Source organism: Exiguobacterium sp. s146 (assembly GCF_018618415.1).
Classification (GTDB): domain Bacteria; phylum Bacillota; class Bacilli; order Exiguobacteriales; family Exiguobacteriaceae; genus Exiguobacterium.
In genome coordinates this window covers 94,911-112,859 of record NZ_JACSMA010000004.1, presented here as the reverse complement: position 1 = coordinate 112,859, position 17,949 = coordinate 94,911, and the positions used below count along the sequence as shown (strand labels likewise).

At 51.2% G+C, this 17,949-nt stretch carries 17 protein-coding genes, 2 tRNA genes and 1 other annotated feature; of the genes, 11 read left to right on the top strand and 8 right to left on the bottom strand.

What is annotated here, in order from left to right; translation table 11 throughout:
• Positions 1 to 31: 31 nt before the first annotated feature.
• From KNP83_RS12695 to KNP83_RS12685, 3 genes are all read left to right on the top strand, one after another.
• The gene (locus tag KNP83_RS12695; RefSeq protein ID WP_214762794.1) at positions 32 to 1,306 is read left to right on the top strand and encodes an LCP family protein; all 1,275 of its coding nucleotides are present in this window, start codon (positions 32 to 34) and stop codon (positions 1,304 to 1,306) included.
• A 79-nt stretch (positions 1,307 to 1,385) separates the two neighbouring features.
• Positions 1,386 to 2,090, top strand: a complete 705-nt coding sequence (locus tag KNP83_RS12690) for an NAD(P)H-binding protein (protein ID WP_214762793.1) — start codon at positions 1,386 to 1,388, stop codon at positions 2,088 to 2,090.
• A gap of 27 nt (positions 2,091 to 2,117) precedes the next feature.
• A complete protein-coding gene (locus tag KNP83_RS12685) occupies positions 2,118 to 2,336 on the top strand; it encodes a PspC domain-containing protein (RefSeq protein ID WP_214762792.1) in 219 nt (72 codons plus the stop codon).
• A 34-nt stretch (positions 2,337 to 2,370) separates the two neighbouring features.
• Here KNP83_RS12685 and KNP83_RS12680 read toward each other — a convergent pair whose 3' ends face one another.
• The gene (locus tag KNP83_RS12680; protein ID WP_251139369.1) at positions 2,371 to 3,222 is read right to left on the bottom strand and encodes an aldose 1-epimerase family protein; all 852 of its coding nucleotides are present in this window, start codon (positions 3,220 to 3,222) and stop codon (positions 2,371 to 2,373) included.
• A gap of 74 nt (positions 3,223 to 3,296) precedes the next feature.
• Between KNP83_RS12680 and KNP83_RS12675 the strand changes: the two genes are divergently transcribed.
• On the top strand, positions 3,297 to 3,851 hold the full coding sequence (locus KNP83_RS12675) for a TlpA disulfide reductase family protein (RefSeq protein ID WP_214762791.1): 555 nt from the start codon (positions 3,297 to 3,299) through the stop codon (positions 3,849 to 3,851).
• Positions 3,852 to 3,892: 41 nt separating this feature from the next.
• Here KNP83_RS12675 and KNP83_RS12670 read toward each other — a convergent pair whose 3' ends face one another.
• From KNP83_RS12670 to KNP83_RS12655, 4 genes are all read right to left on the bottom strand, one after another.
• Positions 3,893 to 4,099: a DUF3006 domain-containing protein gene (locus tag KNP83_RS12670; protein WP_016508383.1), complete on the bottom strand. Its 207-nt coding sequence runs from the start codon at positions 4,097 to 4,099 to the stop codon at positions 3,893 to 3,895.
• Between the two features lie 396 nt (positions 4,100 to 4,495).
• Positions 4,496 to 5,296: an MBL fold metallo-hydrolase gene (locus KNP83_RS12665; protein WP_214762790.1), complete on the bottom strand. Its 801-nt coding sequence runs from the start codon at positions 5,294 to 5,296 to the stop codon at positions 4,496 to 4,498.
• A gap of 179 nt (positions 5,297 to 5,475) precedes the next feature.
• Positions 5,476 to 5,549: transfer RNA gene (locus KNP83_RS12660), tRNA-Gly, on the bottom strand.
• A gap of 16 nt (positions 5,550 to 5,565) precedes the next feature.
• Positions 5,566 to 5,639 (bottom strand) — tRNA-Gly (locus KNP83_RS12655).
• A 128-nt stretch (positions 5,640 to 5,767) separates the two neighbouring features.
• On the opposite strand from KNP83_RS12655, the gene KNP83_RS12650 reads away from it, so the two are divergent.
• The 3 genes from KNP83_RS12650 to KNP83_RS12640 are packed head-to-tail and all read left to right on the top strand — an operon-like array spanning position 5,768 to position 7,094.
• Complete coding sequence (locus tag KNP83_RS12650) at positions 5,768 to 6,127, top strand: hypothetical protein (protein WP_214762789.1); 360 nt, start codon at positions 5,768 to 5,770, stop codon at positions 6,125 to 6,127.
• A 2-nt stretch (positions 6,128 to 6,129) separates the two neighbouring features.
• Positions 6,130 to 6,684, top strand: a complete 555-nt coding sequence (locus KNP83_RS12645) for a hypothetical protein (RefSeq protein WP_214762788.1) — start codon at positions 6,130 to 6,132, stop codon at positions 6,682 to 6,684.
• The gene (locus KNP83_RS12640; RefSeq protein WP_214762787.1) at positions 6,681 to 7,094 is read left to right on the top strand and encodes a hypothetical protein; all 414 of its coding nucleotides are present in this window, start codon (positions 6,681 to 6,683) and stop codon (positions 7,092 to 7,094) included. Before KNP83_RS12645 ends, KNP83_RS12640 begins: the two co-directional genes overlap by 4 nt.
• Positions 7,095 to 7,136: 42 nt before the next feature.
• Here KNP83_RS12640 and KNP83_RS12635 read toward each other — a convergent pair whose 3' ends face one another.
• From KNP83_RS12635 to KNP83_RS12625, 3 genes are all read right to left on the bottom strand, one after another.
• Positions 7,137 to 10,001: an SH3 domain-containing protein gene (locus tag KNP83_RS12635; RefSeq protein ID WP_214762786.1), complete on the bottom strand. Its 2,865-nt coding sequence runs from the start codon at positions 9,999 to 10,001 to the stop codon at positions 7,137 to 7,139.
• A gap of 272 nt (positions 10,002 to 10,273) precedes the next feature.
• A complete protein-coding gene (locus KNP83_RS12630) occupies positions 10,274 to 11,197 on the bottom strand; it encodes an alpha/beta fold hydrolase (RefSeq protein ID WP_214762785.1) in 924 nt (307 codons plus the stop codon).
• A gap of 20 nt (positions 11,198 to 11,217) precedes the next feature.
• Positions 11,218 to 12,903, bottom strand: a complete 1,686-nt coding sequence (locus KNP83_RS12625) for a formate--tetrahydrofolate ligase (RefSeq protein WP_214762784.1) — start codon at positions 12,901 to 12,903, stop codon at positions 11,218 to 11,220.
• A 242-nt stretch (positions 12,904 to 13,145) separates the two neighbouring features.
• Here KNP83_RS12625 and KNP83_RS12620 point away from each other — a divergent pair, with 242 nt between their 5' ends.
• The 4 genes from KNP83_RS12620 to KNP83_RS12605 all read left to right on the top strand — a co-directional run bounded on the left by KNP83_RS12620 (position 13,146) and on the right by KNP83_RS12605 (position 17,825).
• Complete coding sequence (locus KNP83_RS12620; protein WP_251139368.1) at positions 13,146 to 14,051, top strand: carbohydrate ABC transporter permease; 906 nt, start codon at positions 13,146 to 13,148, stop codon at positions 14,049 to 14,051.
• On the top strand, positions 14,048 to 14,953 hold the full coding sequence (locus tag KNP83_RS12615; protein WP_251139367.1) for a carbohydrate ABC transporter permease: 906 nt from the start codon (positions 14,048 to 14,050) through the stop codon (positions 14,951 to 14,953). The genes KNP83_RS12620 and KNP83_RS12615 overlap by 4 nt, the downstream gene beginning before the upstream one ends.
• Positions 14,954 to 15,058: 105 nt before the next feature.
• Positions 15,059 to 15,300: a binding site (T-box leader), on the top strand.
• Positions 15,301 to 15,366: 66 nt separating this feature from the next.
• Positions 15,367 to 16,350: an aspartate--ammonia ligase gene (gene asnA, locus KNP83_RS12610; protein ID WP_214762783.1), complete on the top strand. Its 984-nt coding sequence runs from the start codon at positions 15,367 to 15,369 to the stop codon at positions 16,348 to 16,350.
• Positions 16,351 to 16,529: 179 nt separating this feature from the next.
• The gene (locus tag KNP83_RS12605) at positions 16,530 to 17,825 is read left to right on the top strand and encodes an ABC transporter substrate-binding protein (RefSeq protein WP_214762782.1); all 1,296 of its coding nucleotides are present in this window, start codon (positions 16,530 to 16,532) and stop codon (positions 17,823 to 17,825) included.
• The last annotated feature ends 124 nt before the right edge of the window (positions 17,826 to 17,949 follow it).

Sequence of the window (17,949 nt, the reverse complement as noted above, 5' to 3'; positions counted from 1 at the left end):
GAAAAATCTAACCATACTAGAGGTACAGCATATGAATGACGATCAACACTTATCACGTGTCGAGCGCCGGCGACGGGAGCTTGAACGCGAACGATTAACCGAACAAGCCCGGCTGGACGAACAAACTCGACTAGAGGAAGACGCTCGTCACGAGACGCCCCAGCACCAAGGGCCTGTAGAAGACAGATTTACGAATGATTCCAATCGTTCGACAGATACAGAGCAGGGCGAGCATCCGTTTTTGAATCGGCAAGCCGATGACGCACGGACCGCGCATGCCTCGAACAAAAAGGCGGAGTCGAAGCGGAAAACATCAAAATTACGCAACCGTGGCTTCAGTCTGCCGTTCGGCAAGAAGCGCAAAGCGAAGCCGCGCCGAGACGAACGACGTGAACCTGTTCGAGATACGCGTGAACCGAAACGGAAAGACGAGCGACGCGATGCGGCCACTGCTGCACCGAAAGAGAAGCCGCACCGTCGGAGATGGAAAGGAAAAGTGCTCGCAATTTTATTGTTGCTCGGATTAGTAGCCGGCTATATGGCGACAAGTCCGGTCACGTTCTTAGTCATGGGTAGCGATGCCCGTGTCGGAGAATCGTTATCCGGGTCACGGACCGACTCGTTGCAGCTGATGGAATTTGTCCCACGTTCCCGCACCGTCCAAAACGTCTCGATTCCACGTGACACGTATACGGCGATTCCGTGTGAACCGGAACGGGAAGGTGATAAAATCACCCATGCATTCGCCTATGGCGGTGCTGACTGTACCGTTGGCGCGGTAGAAGGATTGACCGAGGCGTCGGTCGACGGTCAAGTCGTCATCACGTTCGAAACGTTCATGGAACTGATTGATTTGGTTGGCGGCGTCAATGTGACGGCGACCCACTCATTCAGTGAGAAAGGCTTCAATCAGACGTACGAATATACGGAAGGCGTCTCGTACGCCATGGACGGAGATATGGCGCTCGCCTACGCCCGTCATCGGAAAACCGATACGGACGGGGCGCGCTCGAACCGACAGACCGAGGTCATGTCGGCCGTCGCCGATAAATTGGCCAGTCCGACGGGATGGACGAAAATCCCGGCCACGTATCGCTTTATGAAAGATGAGATGGGACTTGAGATGAACCCGTTGCAGATGGCATCGATCGGAATGACGATGGCGCTACAACCACAAGTGGATAAATTGCAAATCGAAGGGGAAGACGCCTATATCGATAACGTCTACTACTACCAACCGACCGAAGCGAGTGTACAAGCCGTTCGCGACGCCCTCGACTTAACAATGTGGGGAACCGTGAGATAATTTTGCGAAAAGGGTTTGATTCCACCCCGAAAGAGGAAATTTAATCAAATGAACTACTCTTTTGAGGAGGGAAATTTGAATGAAAGTTTTAGTCATTGGAGCAACAGGAAAGATCGGTAGACGTGTATTAAAAAGTTTAGCGAAAACGCATCAAGTGACCGCTTTAATTCGTTATCCTGAACTACAGGCAGAGTATGAGAAAATGGGTGCGCGCGTGCTCACCGTCGACGTCGAGAAAGAGCTGGATAAAGGAATCCATGACGCGACTTCCGGACAGGATGCCGTCATCATCGCAGCAACGGCCGGGGCAGATGGATCGAGCAAGGAGATTGAACTGCTTGACCGCAACGTCGCCATGAAAGCCATCGATGCTGCTAAAAAAGAACGTGTCCGTCACGTCGTCTTGCTCAGCGCTTATGGCGCCGATCAACCGGACGCTGCACCAAAAGAACATTTCAACTTCTTGTCGGCAAACAATGCAGCCGACGAGTATATCGAACATAGCGGTTTAAACTACACGATCATTTGCCCAGTGACAATCGTAGATGGTCCAGGGAAAGGCTCGATTGAGGCATCGGAAGATTTAAGTGATGCGAGTGGCGCAACGATTTCTGAAACGGACGTTGCGACCATCATCGCCGCCTCGCTCGATAATCGAGGCTTATACGGACGTCGGATTGAAGTCAAATCAGGCAATACCCCAATCAATGATGCACTTGATTTTGACAGTCGCGGAGAAGTGGCGACAGGCGGCAGAACGACGCTCCGTCGACCACAGCGTTAACGAGAAACTGGAGGAGAAGGTGTCTTGATGGAACGAAAACTGTATAAAGATCCGTCTAATCAAATGATTGCTGGTGTCTGTTCGGGACTCGGGAATTATTTAGGGGTCGATGTGACGTTGATGCGAATCATCTTCGTCGTCTTCGCGCTCTTTGGTGGTCCGGGCATACTGATTTACATCGTCCTTGCCATCGTCATGAAAAAACCGCCTTCAGAGTATGAGGCGGAGCAAGACAGTCGCTTTTAACAAAACGTGCTGACCGATGCGGTCAGCACGTTTTTTATTCCATATACAAGGTGTAAGTCGCCTCGAACGATTCGCCGGGGTCGAGCAGTTGGATGTCTTCTTTCTGCCGGATATCTTTCCGGTGTCCTTTATAGTCGGCGTGTCCGAACCAAGGCTCGAGACAAGCGAACGGGGCGTCGGAATGCGGTGGTGACCAGATTCCGAAGTGGGTGAACTGGGGAGACTCCATGACAATCGCCCGACCGCTCGGCTGATGTCGAAGCGCCGCGTATTCGATTTGCTCAAAGATCAGGGCATCCTGGTCGAACAAATGATGCGTCAACGGGATGTAACGACGTTCCCCGAGCGGTTGATAAGCACCGGTCAAATAAGGCCCTTCGAGCAACAAGCGGTCGAGCGTCCGCGTCTCGCCGAAGTCAATCGTGTAGTCTTCGAACGTCCCTCCGGCGAACGGAATGTTGAAAGCCGGGTGTCCGCCGATACTGAACGGAAGGACGACGTCGTCCCGGTTGACGACGCGGTACGTCACGCTCAACTCTTCGCCAATCAAGCGATAGATGACGTTCAATTCGAATGAGAACGGATAGTGTTTTCGTGACTCGATCGAATCACGAAGAATGAAGCGGACGTGTGTGTCCGTTGCCTCGGCGACTTCGAACAGTTCGTCTCGTGCAAATCCGTGCTGGCTCATCGCGTATGTCAGTCCGTCATATAAGTAGCGGTCGTCAAGTAACCTTCCGACGAAAGGGAACAGGATCGGGGCTTGGCGTCCCCAATACGTCGGGTCGCCTTGCCAAAGGAGTTCCGTTCCCTTGACTTTCCAACTCGTCATTTCGGCACCATGCGCTTTTAGGGTGACGCTAACTTTCTCATTGTGAAGTTGCAAGATAGTTACTCTCCTTTGAATGATGTGATAAGTTAAGTTTAGGAGTGAACAGTCCACAGAACAAGGGGTAAATCATGCGATTCCATAAACTAGCGATCAGTCTCATCATGGCAGGCCTCATCGCAGGATTGGCTTATCAAGGATACGACGAGTACAAGACGAGTCAAGAGAGTGAACGGCCGGTCGAAGTCGCCACGGACGACGACGTGCTCGGCGGTCTTGAGGTCGGGCAGCGGGCGCCAGAGTTCGCGCTCGAGACGACCGAAGGGCAATCGGTGTCGCTCGCCGATTATGAAGGGCAACAAGTCATTTTGAACTTTTGGGCGACATGGTGTCCACCGTGCCGGGAAGAGTTGCCAGAATTGATTGAGTTCGGCGAGGATACAGGCATCCCGGTACTCGGGGTGAACGCGACAAAAAATGAGCGGCTCGGTAAACGAGACGTCGATGCGTTTTTACAAGAAGTGCCGGTCAGTTTCCCGATTCTATTAGATGAAACGGGCTCGGTGGAGAAAACGTATCGGGTCGTCGCGCTCCCGACCACCTACGTGATTGGTCCGGACGGCGTGATTACGGCCAAACAAGTCGGACCGGTCGATTTCGATTGGTTGCATGACCAAACGAAATGAACGGACAAAGACAGACTGGATAAGGACCGGTCTGTCTTTGTCTACTTTTTATAATGTTGTTTAATCAGCGCATCGAAATTCGGTGTCATGTCTTCTTCGAGATAGTAATGGTGGTTATCTCGAATGATGGTATCGCCAACACGTGCTTCTGATGGCAAGAATCGTCTCGGGATAAAACTTGAGCCGTTGTTCCAACGTAACACGGCGTATTTCCCTTCGACCCGCACCAACGTGCCATACTTGATCATGCCTCTTCCTCCTCAACGAACAGCTTTCTGTCTCTTTTATTCTTATAGAGTGTATTCCCAGATTCCACAAAACCTACACATATTTGCGCAAGGCTAGACAAGCAAAAGGAAAGGAAGTGGCATGACAAAATTGTGAAGAAAGTTATAAGAAAACGCTTTCTTTTTAGAAACGTTTCTTCTATAATGAAGGCACGGGGTGATTATGACGAATTTGTGAACAATGGGGGTATGGTCAATGTTTTCATCAGCTATGATTGGATTGCTCGCTGTCACCGGCGTGACCATTTATGGGATTGACCGTATGTTCACGGTCCGTTCAGAACGCGTCACAAAGAAATAGGTCTACATAATAGGGGGAATCGCAACGTCTTGGGGAGACGTTGCGATTTTTTTGCGTCAATAATCTTGTTGTCGCGACTCGCGATCTTTCGCTTTTTGCTCGACGTGTTTCCGATTACGTTCATGGACGCGTTGGAAGAAAGCATGTTCAGGCCAATGTGGAGACCAGACGCGTTCTTCTGGTAAAGCGAGGATATATTCTTCGGCGGCGCTCAATCGCTCCATCATTTTGCTCCGGTCGTCACACAAGTCACCGTGACCAGGAATGAGCCAGCGAATCTCATACTCATAAATGGCTGCTTGAAGCTTCTGCAATGATGTCAAATACGCCTCGGCATCGTGTTCGATGAACGGAGGCTCGATATTGGAAGCGTAGTCCCCACACACGAGTAAGCGCAACGGCTCGATAATTAACGACATGTGGGTCGACTCATGGCCAGGCGTCAATAGAAACGTGATCGGCGTAGAGCCGAGGGCGAGGGTGCCGTCTTCCGAAATCATAATATCGACAGCAGGTTTAACGATGGGACGATCGATGTAATACTGTTCGTAGAAGGATTGAATCGCATCAAGTTGAGAACTCGCATCCGTCTCGACGAACGCTTGGGATGCGATGACGGTAGCGTCTGGGAACGCATAAGCCCCGATGATATGGTCGTAGTGCTGATGTGTATAGATGACATACAGTTTTTTTCCTCGGCGTCGTAATTCGACGTCCCGGCGAATCGTGGCGATTTCTTCGGGCAACCAGGTCGGATCGATGACAATCAAGCTCTCGTTCGTCTCAATCAATGTCGAAGTCGTGCGCATCAAAGCACTCTCGTATACGGTAAACGGTTGAAGACGTACTTGAATCACAGGAATCCCTCCTTCTTGTCTTCCATCCTTTTCCCGAATTAACACCATTTAAGCGTTGTCGGAATCAACGCTATTATGCCGAAAAACAAAAAAGCAGAACGTCGAATGACGTTCTGCTGGTTGCACGGTGTCCCGTGCGGTTATGTGTGCGAGCAAATTCTCGCGTATATGTCGGTAATTGGAGCGGGTGAAGAGAATCGAACTCTCGTCATCAGCTTGGAAGGCTGAGGTTTTACCATTAAACTACACCCGCATATGAAATTTTAAAATGGAGCGGGTGAAGAGAATCGAACTCTCGTCATCAGCTTGGAAGGCTGAGGTTTTACCATTAAACTACACCCGCGAAACGCTTAACGTTACGGTAATATAATAGCACAGGATTTTAGCTTTGCAAACCCTTTTTTGAAAAAACATTGGTTGTTGCGGCTAGGTCGTCTTGCTAAGATAATAGAGGAGAGGAGTGGATGGGGCATGAGTGAGCGAAAATCCTATTTACAGATGATGAGCGAAGGGTTTCGGATGATGAAACAAGCCAAACAGACCAACCAGGAGACGAAGCTTCGTCAATGGATGTTTTCGATTAGCCATGAGTCGGACTGGCAAGTGATTCTACGTACGGAACGCTTGAAATGGATCAGTCCGGCGACGAAGGAGTTTATCGTCGAACCGCTATCCGTTCAAATCGGACCGCTACAGCTCACGCGTCATCTCGAAACGAACGAAGTACGTTTGAAGATCGAGGAAGAATGGGGAATTGAAAGTAAGGTCGTCTGTGACGACCAGGAGTGGGAACGATTCGTCGCGTCGCTCGAACAAATGAAGGGGGAGTAGTCGTGAGTCGAGAAAGGCTATATCGGATTGAAGCGGAAGCTCGGGGCAGTGCCTGGCGAGCCCGTGTATTGACCGGCATCCAACGATTCCGCTTTTTTAAAGGGGAATTGCTCGCACCCACAGAACGTCCTTATGTCGTCTTGAGCATCTCACAAGAGAAGCAGGCGCTCCCTGATTTGATTGAGACAGATATGGGTGTATTGCTCATCCATGAGCGAATCGGTCCGATTTTTATGAACCTATGCCCGTACGATATTCAGCTCGTTCGAGTCGAGGTGCATACGAGCACCGGGAAAACGGATCAATATTGCGCGCTCAACGTATTGCGTCGCTTCGAGATTGAGCATCTCGAAGATTCAGGCGAATATCGACCGTTAGACCCGAATCGACTCTATTTTTTATCACAACAAACTGTACGACTGAACTTATTCGGGCACATGATTGCCCAGGACCAAAACAGTCAACGTCTTTATGTGACCGAGCGCCTCAAATATGCGCTCCAAGCGAAGATGGTGACGGGTCTAGCATTTAAGAAGACGAAGGAGCAAACAGCATGAAGGAATACGAGATTGACGGTTGGATCCGTCTATCCTACCCAGAACACTTTGAATACAATGAAGAAGAAGATCACGTCAGCTTTTATTCGGTTGAGGCCGACGCCCAAGGAACGCTTCAAATGTCCATCTATGAAGCAGAGGAAGAACAAGCACCGAGTGACGCAGCTCTCCAAGAGTTAAACACGTTTTTAGGCGAGTTCCCAATCGACGTCAAAGTCGCACCGAGTGTCACGACAGACGCAGGTGGTATGACGACGGCCTATGCGAGCGGAATCGAAGATGGGATGCATCTTGACGTCTGGTCACTTACAGACGGGAAACGACTTTTGTTTTTGACGTACGTCGCCGATGAAGTGACGAATGAGAAAGTAGAGATTGAAGCAATCGTCGACTCAATCGAATGGACATAATAAGAGACACGCGCCATCGTCGGCTGCGTGTCTCTTTGTGTCTTACTGGAATTTTGGAACATCGAAGTAAAGTGTATAGGATTCGAGCTGTTGATACATGTTGTAAATGTTGGTCGTCTGTTTCGTCGCCCAAGCAATATCCGTGGCATATTGCATCGTGCCAGGATTTGATGGATTAAAGCGCATCTTGTAGAGCGTATTCTGTTTCCGGCTTGGATTGTTGATATACGAATCCCCGATGAACTTGGCTCCACCGATGATGGCGGCTTCCGGCGTGAACCAACCTTCTTTATAAGCGCGCTCGGCACCTTTGACGTGGGCGTTTCCGTCAATCGCACCGATGCCGTACATGTTGTAAACGGTCTTCGGTGTGACGGCCTTACCGTCGACGCTCGAGACGAGAATCCCGGTGGCGAGAGCGGACGTGCCATGACCCGTCTCAAGCAACGCATGTGACAACAGATAAATGTCGTTGACGTTGTGCGTACGTGAGGCGTCGATGAACGCTTGACCACGGCCGTCTAAAATTCCTTTGCCGACGAGCGATTTGTTCAAAACAGGCGCCGTCAAATCGGCCCCCTTCGACAAATCGAGGAACTGAAAATATTCCCGTGACGTCGTGGCGAACGAAGACGGAGACACCTGACGTGTGATTTCCTCATCCGTCGCAAGACGCCAATTCCGGTCATAGACACGAATGTTGTATCCACTCGGGCGATAGTAGCTGATCGTGTAATACTGACCGAGCTCACCGGTGATGGTCACCGTCTCACCTGGGTTGAGCACCCCGAACGAGTGCGATGTCATGGAAGCGTCTTTCAATACGTTGACGTTACCAGCGACGTTGGCAGCGCTGACGTATCCGGTCAATAGACCAGACTTCACTTTATACCACGTCGTCGAACCGACTTTTTCTGTCCCGAGGTACTCGAGTTTCGTATTCGTCGATAAACCGCTCAAGTTAGCCGCGGCGGATGACGCGGTCGCCTTCAAATATTGGAATGAAGTCGTGAACAGTTCCGTCGAGCTGATCGTCCCCGTCGTGGCGGTCGGTGTCGCACGAGTGATAAATGCTTTCGGTACATAGGCGTTCGCAGCACGGAAGGCGTCCGACTGGGCGAACACGTTGCGTTGCGTCGTCACCATCGACGCGAGCGTGTATGGGTAAGGCGTCTCTGTGATGACCATCTCTTTACTGCCGGCGACAGGTGGCGTATACGGTTTCGTATATGTCAGCGAGATATATCCTTTCACGAGCGAACCGTTGACGAGATACGAAATGACACCCCAGTCGCTGCCGACGATCGGCTTCACTTTGACGACCGTCCCGTTCGCGAGCGTCCCGATGACGGCGCCATCGACTGCTTTATTGCGCACGTTCAGCGTCCCGTTGTTGGCGACGACGACCTCGACTTCTCGTTCTGATTCGAGCTGTTCTTCTGGCACTGGCGGTTTGTCCGCAAAATAACTTGCGGTCGCATAGCCGGTGAGCGTGCCGTACTTGATTTTATATAACGAGCTGGTCAAGCCGGCCTCCGAAATTTGTTGAACTTTTGTCCCTGTCGGAATGACAGCGATTTTTGTTTTCGGTGAAGCGGACCGGTCATAGAGGACGACTCGTTGTGTCGTGTAATAATCCGTCACGACGATCACCTCCGGTTTTTCGACTGAGAAGTGACGTGAAGCAGCATAACCGGTTTTCCCGTCATAGCGGACTTTGAACCATGAGCTCGACAAACCGCTTTGAGAGATTTGCTCGATTTTTGCACCGAATGGAATCGTATCGATTTTCGTTGCGCCTGAGGCAGACGAATTATACATCGCGACGTTCCGAATCGCGTAATAAGGCTTGATGACGATCACTTCTGGTGGAGTCGTCGAGAAGTTACGAGCCGCGGCATAGCCGGTGACACCGTCATACTCGATTTTAAACCATGAGCTCGCAAGCGCAGAATCCGACACTTGCGTCACTTTGCTGCCGGCACGGATTGTCCGGAGACGGTCTGCACCCGAGGCAGACGATTTATATAAGACGAGATCGCGAGCGGCGTAATAAGGCGTCCGGACGATGACTTCCGGTTTCGTCTTCGAGAAGTTACGGGCGGCGGCATAACCGGTGACGCCATTGTAACGAATCTTGAACCACGACGAACTGAGTCCAGCCATGGCGATTTGCTCGACTTGAGCACCTGACGGGATGGTCGCGATTTTCGTCGCCCCAGAGGCCGAACTGTTATAAAGGGCGACATTTGTGATTGAAAAATAAGGTGTCGTCGTTTCAGGTGTCGACGTTTCCGGAGTCAACAGTGACGTCGAGAAGTTACGGGCTGGCGCGTAGCCGATTTTCGTGCCGTATTGGATTTTAAACCATGACCCTGTCGCGCCGAGCGAGGCGAGATGCGTCACTTTGGCACCAGCCGGAATCGTCGCGAGTTTCGTTGCGCCCGAACCGGTTGAGTTGTAGAGTACGGCGGTCTTGTTCGCATAGTATGGCGTTTCAACAGGAGCTGACGGCGTAAAATACTTAGCCACGACATAGCCGGTGTATTTGCCGTACGTCACTTTCATCCACGAGCCGGTTGCCCCGTGTGACGAGATGTACGTGACGGTCGCCCCTTTCGGGATAGTCGTCAAGACGGTGGCCGACGTCGAGGTCGATGAGCGCAAGTTGACGTTCGCATCCGCTTTGAAAGCAGAGGTCGTCGAGGCGGTCGTCGCCGTTTTCGCGACGGTCGATTTGAGCGTCAAATAAGTCGTTGATACATAGCGCTTTTCGCCTTCGAATTCAATTTGAGCCCAAGTGTCGTTTGTGGAATACACTTGAACGGTCTCGCCTTCGGTCAACTTCCCGACAATATCCGAAGTGGTAGATGTGGCGGAACGGACATTCAAAATGGATGTATTCACTGTTCCTTCGTATGTTGCTGCATATGAGTGAGCGGGAACGAGCGTACTCAACACTGTGCTAGAGATGAGGACGGCTGTGCTCAATCGTGTGATGGTTGGCTTCAATGTGTTACCCCTTTCGGTGAATACGTATCAAAATACATGTATTTTTATAGTGTGCGGTCTAAGTATAGCGCACTTAAAAAATGGAAAGAAGAATCTAAATTACAAAAAAGGTAAATGAATTAGAAATCCAATGTATGAATTTGGTAAACAAAAAGAACCTCCATTTCCTAGGAGGTTCTTTTTGCGATTCGAATCGTGTGATGCATCCAGTCACCGATGTCCGTCCAGATGTCTTGACGTTGACGCTCACGGAGCACCTCGTGACGAGCCTGATCATAAGATAGCACGGTCAATTCGATGTCGGCGGCCTGATGTTTGCGGACGATTCCTGCGAGTCCTTCTCCGTCATGGACGACGGGATCATCGGCGCCTACGACGAACAAAATCGGGAGTGTTTTCGGATGTTCCTGAATCCTGGCAACAGAGGTCACATCGAGCGAAGCTTTTGCTACCTCATGTAAATAGCCGAGCGTCGGAATCCCGCCACAGTCTGGATCATTTACATAGGCGGCCACTTCCTCGGGGACACTTGAAATCCAATCACTCTCGGTCGTGGCGGGTAAAAATTTCAAGTTGTACCGTCCGAACAACAAGCGTTCGAACAAGCGCGATTCATGTGTGCTCCCTTTGAACCGGATGGCCAAATCAATCGCGTACAGTCCGGCCCGTCCAATCAATCCGGAATGTGGAGGCGGGGAGACGGCGATGACGCCGGCCAAGCGATGACCTAACTGTTGGCCGAGTCGACGTGCGAGCAACGAACCGAAACTATGGCCGAGAACGACGGTCGGCAATTCATCTTGATAATGGTCGAGGAGCGAGATGGCGTCGTCGACCATTTGCTCAAACCCTTCGTGGGGCGACAGGTGGGCGTAAGTGGACTGAGTCCGGGCCAAGGAGCCTGCGCCACGAAGGTCACACAGGAACACGTTGAATCCAATTTCTGACAAAAAATCAGCGAATTCGACATAACGTCGATGATGTTCGAGCATCCCATGGAAAATAAAACAATTTCCAATCGGTTGTCTGGCCTTGATGTGCAGTAATTGCGTCCGATATCCGTCCGCATACGTATGTTCCGTGACGTCCATCTCGATCCCTCCGTTGTCGTTTAGAATAAACCGATCGCTTTCCCGGTCTCGTCAATCCCCATATTCAAGGCAGCCGGCTGTTTCGGCAGACCTGGCATCGTCAAGACGTTACCGGTCAAGGCGACGAGGAAACCAGCACCGACCGACGGCTTCAATTCTCGTACCGTCACGGTGAAGCCGTGTTGGTAGCCAAGTTTTGTCGGGTCATCCGAGAGTGAGAACGGCGTCTTCGCCATACAAATCGGCAAGTGCTGCCAGCCGTTTGCCTCGATTTGCGCCATCTGTTTCTTCGCGGTCGCGGTAAAAGTGACATCGGCCGCCCCGTACACTTCACGAGCAATCGTTAAGATCTTCTGTTCGATTGAATCGGTCAACGCATAGAGCGGGGTGAACGCACTCTCATTTGACTCGATTGTGTCGATGACGGCTTCGGCGAGGGCACGGCCCCCTTGTCCGCCGTTCGACCATACTTCACTGAGCGCCACTCGAATGTGGTTCGCTTCACACCAATCGAGGACGGCCGCCAATTCTTCGACTGTATCTGAATTGAAGCGGTTGAGGGCGACGACGGTCGGCAAGCCGAGTTTCCCCATCGTCTCGACATGTTTGGCGAGCAATTTTAACCCGTTTCCGACAGCTCCGACGTTCTCGACGTGAAGTTGGTCCTTGGCGACACCACTATGCATTTTCAAAGCGCGGACTGTCGCCACGAGAACGACGGCGTCTGGATTCAATTTTCCGATGCGTGACTTGATATGACAGAATTTCTCGGCGCCGAGATCGGCTCCGAAACCAGCTTCGGTGACGACGTATTCGCCAAGTTTGAGCGCGGTTTTCGTCGCGATTAACGAGTTGCATCCGTGGGCGATATTGGCGAACGGACCACCGTGAACGAGGGCGGGTGTCTGTTCAAGTGTCTGCACCAAGTTCGGCTTGAACGCTTCTTTCAACAGCAGTGTGGCGGCACCGGCCGCACCGATTTGTTCGGCCGTGATTGGCTCATTGTCCCGATCGTATGCGACAACGATTCGCTTGATGCGTGCCTCGAGATCGGTCAAGGAATCAGCGAGACAGAGGATCGCCATGATTTCAGATGCGACCGTGATATCAAAGCCGTCTTCACGGGGCACACCATGGGCACTACCGCCAAGTCCGACCGTCACGTGCCGAAGTGCCCGATCGTTTAAGTCGAGCACACGTTTCCAGACGATTTTCCGGACGTCAATCCCAAGGTCGTTCCCTTGATGAAGATGATTATCGAGCATGGCGCTAATCGTGTTATGAGCTGAAGTGATGGCGTGCATATCGCCTGTGAAGTGAAGGTTGATGTCTTCCATCGGCAACACTTGGCTGAACCCTCCGCCGGCGGCGCCGCCTTTTAAGCCCATTGTCGGACCGAGCGACGGTTCACGCAGACAGACGATCGCTCGTTTGTCGAGTTGGTTGAGCGCTTGGCCGAGCCCGACGGTCACAGTCGACTTTCCTTCGCCGGCCGGAGTCGGGTTGATCGCCGTGACGAGGATGAGTTTCCCGTCTTCGCGCGTCGTCATCCGCTCGATGACATCAAATGATAACTTGGCTTTATATTTCCCGTATAGGTCGAGGTCATCTTCTTGTAAGCCGAGTTTTTCTGCAATCTGTTTGACGGGCAACATCTCGGCTTGTTGGGCAATCGTTAGGTCGGATAACGGTTTAATCGTCGTCATGTATAAAATCCCTCCACCTTCGAACGTTGTGATCTATTTATTCCATTTCATTCGTGAATCGACTTAGAATCAAGATTTAATCATTGATTGAAAAAGACTCGTTCGGTTTGTCATTGAGTTTATCATAACGCATCGTATCGTAGAATTCACCCATTGAGTACAATATATTCCACCCTTTCCGTCAAATGTATCCGTTTTCATTTTTGTCTAGGGAAGGTAAGTTGATAGTGGAGGCGATGAACATGATAGAAACATCAAAACAACACAAGCGAAGACGGAATTGGAAGAAGCCGGCGAGTTTTATCGCATTCGTCGGTCCGGCCTTTTTGGCGTTTGTGGCGATTGTGCTCATACCGTTCGTAAACGGAATTTATTACAGTTTCACGGATTGGAACGGTGTGACGGGTCAGTTGAACGTAATCGGATGGGACAACTATCAGCGGATTTTATTCGAAGATGAACAGTTCCGTGCCTCGTTCTGGATCACGACGAAATACACGATTGTGGCCGTCATCTTGACGAATGTCGTCGGTTTCTTGCTGGCCTTACTGTTGACGATGAACATTAAGACGCGCAACATCCTGCGCACTGTCTTTTTCATGCCAAACTTGATTGGCGGGCTCATTCTCGGGTTCATTTGGCAGTTTATCTATGTGAAGGGCTTTGAATCGATTGGGGCACTGACCGGGTGGAGTCTGTTTGAACTGCCGTGGCTCGGTGACGCCCAGACCGCCTTTTGGGGCATCGTCATCGTCGCCATCTGGCAAGGCGGGGGTTACGTCATGGTCATCTACATCGCGGCGCTCCAAAACGTGCCTACGGATTTGCTGGAGGCGGCTAAGATTGACGGGGCGAACCGGTTGAAGATGTTGCGTCACATCACGTTACCGATGATTATGCCGTCAATTACCATCTGTCTATTTTTGACGATTTCCTGGTCGTTCAAAGTGTTCGATACGAACTTGTCGCTCACGAACGGAGGACCGTTCAAATCGACCGAGATGCTCGCCTTGAACATCTATACGGAATCGTTCGTGAATAACAATTACGGTCTCGGGTCGGCGAAAGCGGTCATCTTCTTCCTTGTCGTCGCAGCGATTACCGTCACTCAAGTCTACTTGACGAAAAAGCGGGAGGTGGAGGCATGACGACAGAAAAAATTGAACGCATCGAAGCGAAGGTTGACTCATCCCCACAGCGATTGTTACCGCAAAAACCGCTGCGGGCGGGTGGGTATACGGCCGGTCTCGGGCTCGTCGAACTGGTGGCGATTTTACTCGGACTGTTATATCTCGTCCCGTTCTATTACGTCATCGTCAACTCGTTCAAATCGATTGCCGAGATTTACACGAACACGTCCGCCTTGCCGAACGTTTGGCTTGCGTCGAACTATACAGAAGCGTGGGAGGCGATGAACTACGGACGTGTCTTCTTGAACTCGCTTCTCATCACGGCCGGGGCGAACCTTCTGATTGTGCTGTTCACCTCGATGGCGGCGTGGAAGCTCGTTCGGACGAAACATTGGATTTCGACCGTTATCTTCTTCTTGTTCGTCGCGGCGATGGTCATCCCGTTCCAGTCCATCATGATTCCGCTCGTGAAAGTGTCGAGCATCCTCGGCCTGTTGAATAGCCACTGGGGGCTGATGGTCATGTATCTTGGGTTTGGATCGGGCATCTCGGTGTTCCTCTATCATGGATTCATGAAATCGATCCCAGAAGAAATTGAGGAAGCGGCCATCATTGACGGTTGTTCGACATGGGGCGTGTTTTGGCGCATCGTGTTCCCGCTCCTCAAGCCGATCACGGTGACGATCGTCATCTTGAACAGTCTTTGGATTTGGAACGATTTCCTCTTACCTTCGCTTGTCCTCCGAGACATCGAGCTGCGGACGATTCCGCTCGCGACGTTCTATTTCTTCGGACAATATACAAAACAATGGGATTTGGCACTTGCTGGTTTAGTCCTTGGGATCGTTCCGCTCCTCGTCTTTTTCTTCGGTATGCAAAAGCATATTATCAAAGGGATTACGAGCGGCTCGATCAAATAACCCTTCCCAAGGGATCTCCCCCGTCCGCTACACGGGGGAGAATTTTTTTAAAAAAAGTGATTGACATTCGTCTGAATATTGATAATAATTGGGTCAATTCAATTGTGAACGACATTGAAAGGACGAGTACACAGAAGACGTAAGCAAAGCGAGCCGGGGAAGGTGAGAGCCCGGACTGAAATCTCTGTCGAAGAACCTCCTGGAGTCGCTACCCGAACGCTTTGCAAGTAGACGTAGCCGGACCGTTCCCCGTTATCGGAACTACGAGATGTTCGTCTCGAAAAAGTGAGTAGATTCGTCTACTAATTTGGGTGGCACCGCGGAGCTTGAAGCCTTCCGTCCCATAGTCCATGGGATTGGAGGGCTTTTTTCTATTGCTCCATCCCGAAATCCCACAATTGGAGGAAGAAAACATGACAACAACAGCAATGAGCAAGATGAAGGAAAAACAACAGGCGATTACAGTAGTGAAGGCGACATTCGAAGACAAGTTCAGCACGGCGCTCGGACTCACACAAGTTCAGGCCCCGCTGTTCGTCACATCGGCGAGCGGTGTCAACGACCACTTGAACGGTGTCGAACGCATCATCCAGTTCGATACGCAGTATCCAGGACATGAGCTCGAAATCGTTCAGTCGCTCGCAAAGTGGAAACGCGAAGCGCTCGGCCGCTACGGATTCGAAGTCGGTGAAGGGTTGTACACCCAGATGCGCGCCATCCGTCGGGATGAAGAACTCGACGCGACACACTCACTCCACGTCGATCAATGGGACTGGGAACGCGTCATCGCCCGGGAACACCGGACGACGGAGTACTTGAAGGCAACGGTCGAATCGATTTATGCGGCGCTCCGCGAGACGGAACAGACGGTCGAATCGATGTACGGGATTGAGGCAATCTTGCCGGAGTCGATTCACTTCTTGACGAGCCAAGAGCTAGAAGACCTTTACCCGGACCTCACGCCAAAAGAACGGGAGCACGCGATTTGTAAAGCGCACGGCGCAGTCTTCCTATCGCAAATCGGCGGCGCACTCGCTTCAGGCGATAAGCACGACGGTCGCGCGGCGGACTATGACGACTGGTCGCTCAACGGCGATATCCTTGTCTGGCACCCGGAACTCGAATCAGCGTTCGAACTGTCGTCGATGGGAATCCGTGTCGACGAGACGGCACTTGCCGAGCAATTGGTGACAGCCGGAGCTGAAGACAAACGGAAGTATCCGTTCCATCAAGCGGTCCTTGAAGGACGTCTCCCGCTCACAATCGGGGGTGGCATCGGACAATCACGTATCGCGATGTACCTGCTACGCGCCCGCCATATCGGTGAAGTTCAATCGTCGGTCTGGCCGAGCGAGATGGTCACAGCATGTGAAGAAGCTGGAATCAGCCTGTTGTAATTATATAGAAGAAACTAAACCAGGACTTTCTTTTCCATAAAGAAAGTCCTGGTTTTCTGTGCAACATTTTCCACCCTAGACGTCAATTTTGACACCTATATAATGGAAGCGTTTTCATCTAAAGTTAGGGTGTACCGAATGTTGAAAGATTGTCGACTCTATACTTAGGAGGAAGCGAAATGAAACGTAAATGGAGATTATCAACCGCCGTCATGACGGCTGGGATGGTATTGACGCTTGCGGCCTGTGGCGGCGGGTCGCTTACGGAAAATGAAGGATCAAACGATGCGAACGCGGATAACGGGGACAAGCAAGACGTCACGTTGAACGTCTTCCAGTTCAAAGCGGAAATCGCCAAAGATCTCGAAGCGATGGCGAAAGAATACGAGGAAGAGACGGGCGTCAAAGTGACTGTCCAAACGGTCGGAGGTGGAGCCGATTATGGCGCTGCGCTCAAGTCACAGTTCGCGTCGGGCAACGAGCCGGATATCTTCAATAACGGTGGTTTTACCGAAGCTCAGACATGGAAAGACAAATTGGAAGATTTGTCGGGCGAGAAATGGGTCGGTGATTTGACGGAAGTGGCCAAGGAACCGATGACGATGGACGGAAAACTGTACGGGATGCCGATGAACTTGGAAGGATACGGCTTCATCTACAATAAGGAGCTGTTCGAGAAAGCGGGCATCAGTGAGTTACCGAAGACGTTGTCTGAGTTGACGGATGCGGCGGAGAAGTTGGACAAGGCCGGCATCACGCCGTTCTCGGTCGGATACGCTGAATTCTGGATTCTGGGTATTCACTTGCTCAACATTCCGATGGCACAGCAAGACGACCCGGATGCGTTCATCCAGGCGCTCAACGAGAATAAAGAAAAATTCGAGGACAATGAGCAGTTCCAACAATTCTTGAAACTGTTCGACCTCACAATTAAGTACGGTAATAAGAATCCGCTCACAACGGACTATAACACGCAAGTCACACAGTTCGCTCAAGGTGAGACGGCGATGTTGCAACAAGGGAACTGGGCGCAACAGATGATTCTCGACGTGAATCCGGATATCGAGATGGGCTTCGTGCCGATTCCAATCAACGATGACAAAGAGAAGATGGACCGTCTCCCGGTCGGCGTCCCGAACAACTGGGTCGTCAACAAAAACTCGAAGTATAAAGAAGAAGCGAAAGACTTCCTCGAATGGATGGCGACATCCGACACCGGAAAAGATTACATTGTCAATAAGTTCAAATTCATCCCGGCGTTCAAGTCGATTGAAGCGAATGACCTCGGACCGTTGGCTGATGACATTTTAGCCTACTCGAATGAAGGCAAGACGATCTCATGGAACTGGTTCAAGTATCCGGATGGTGCGGTCAACGAGTACGGCGCGTTGATGCAAGCGTACGTTGGCGGTCAAAAGACCGGCGACGAGATGCTCCAAGACTTCACGAAAGTATGGGCCGATAAGGCGAAATAACAGCAACACAAGCGGCGAAATGACCCCTTCGCCGCTTGTGTTTTTTAGTCATGACAAACCTGGACCGAAGTTGAGGCTTGTCAAACGAGCGTCGCTCGCACAAAATAATAGACAGTTGAAGTGG

What these genes read in the sequence shown, in the direction of transcription:
- KNP83_RS12695 (WP_214762794.1), top strand. Translation starts at nt 32, where the DNA reads ATGAATGACGATCAACACTTATCACGTGTCGAGCGCCGGCGACGGGAG.
- KNP83_RS12690 (WP_214762793.1), top strand. Translation starts at nt 1,386, where the DNA reads ATGAAAGTTTTAGTCATTGGAGCAACAGGAAAGATCGGTAGACGTGTA.
- KNP83_RS12685 (WP_214762792.1), top strand. Translation starts at nt 2,118, where the DNA reads ATGGAACGAAAACTGTATAAAGATCCGTCTAATCAAATGATTGCTGGT.
- KNP83_RS12675 (WP_214762791.1), top strand. Translation starts at nt 3,297, where the DNA reads ATGCGATTCCATAAACTAGCGATCAGTCTCATCATGGCAGGCCTCATC.
- KNP83_RS12670 (WP_016508383.1), bottom strand. Translation starts at nt 4,099, where the DNA reads ATGATCAAGTATGGCACGTTGGTGCGGGTCGAAGGGAAATACGCCGTG.
- KNP83_RS12650 (WP_214762789.1), top strand. Translation starts at nt 5,768, where the DNA reads ATGAGTGAGCGAAAATCCTATTTACAGATGATGAGCGAAGGGTTTCGG.
- KNP83_RS12640 (WP_214762787.1), top strand. Translation starts at nt 6,681, where the DNA reads ATGAAGGAATACGAGATTGACGGTTGGATCCGTCTATCCTACCCAGAA.
- KNP83_RS12630 (WP_214762785.1), bottom strand. Translation starts at nt 11,197, where the DNA reads ATGGACGTCACGGAACATACGTATGCGGACGGATATCGGACGCAATTA.
- KNP83_RS12625 (WP_214762784.1), bottom strand. Translation starts at nt 12,903, where the DNA reads ATGACGACGATTAAACCGTTATCCGACCTAACGATTGCCCAACAAGCC.
- KNP83_RS12620 (WP_251139368.1), top strand. Translation starts at nt 13,146, where the DNA reads ATGATAGAAACATCAAAACAACACAAGCGAAGACGGAATTGGAAGAAG.
- KNP83_RS12615 (WP_251139367.1), top strand. Translation starts at nt 14,048, where the DNA reads ATGACGACAGAAAAAATTGAACGCATCGAAGCGAAGGTTGACTCATCC.
- asnA (WP_214762783.1), top strand. Translation starts at nt 15,367, where the DNA reads ATGACAACAACAGCAATGAGCAAGATGAAGGAAAAACAACAGGCGATT.
- KNP83_RS12605 (WP_214762782.1), top strand. Translation starts at nt 16,530, where the DNA reads ATGAAACGTAAATGGAGATTATCAACCGCCGTCATGACGGCTGGGATG.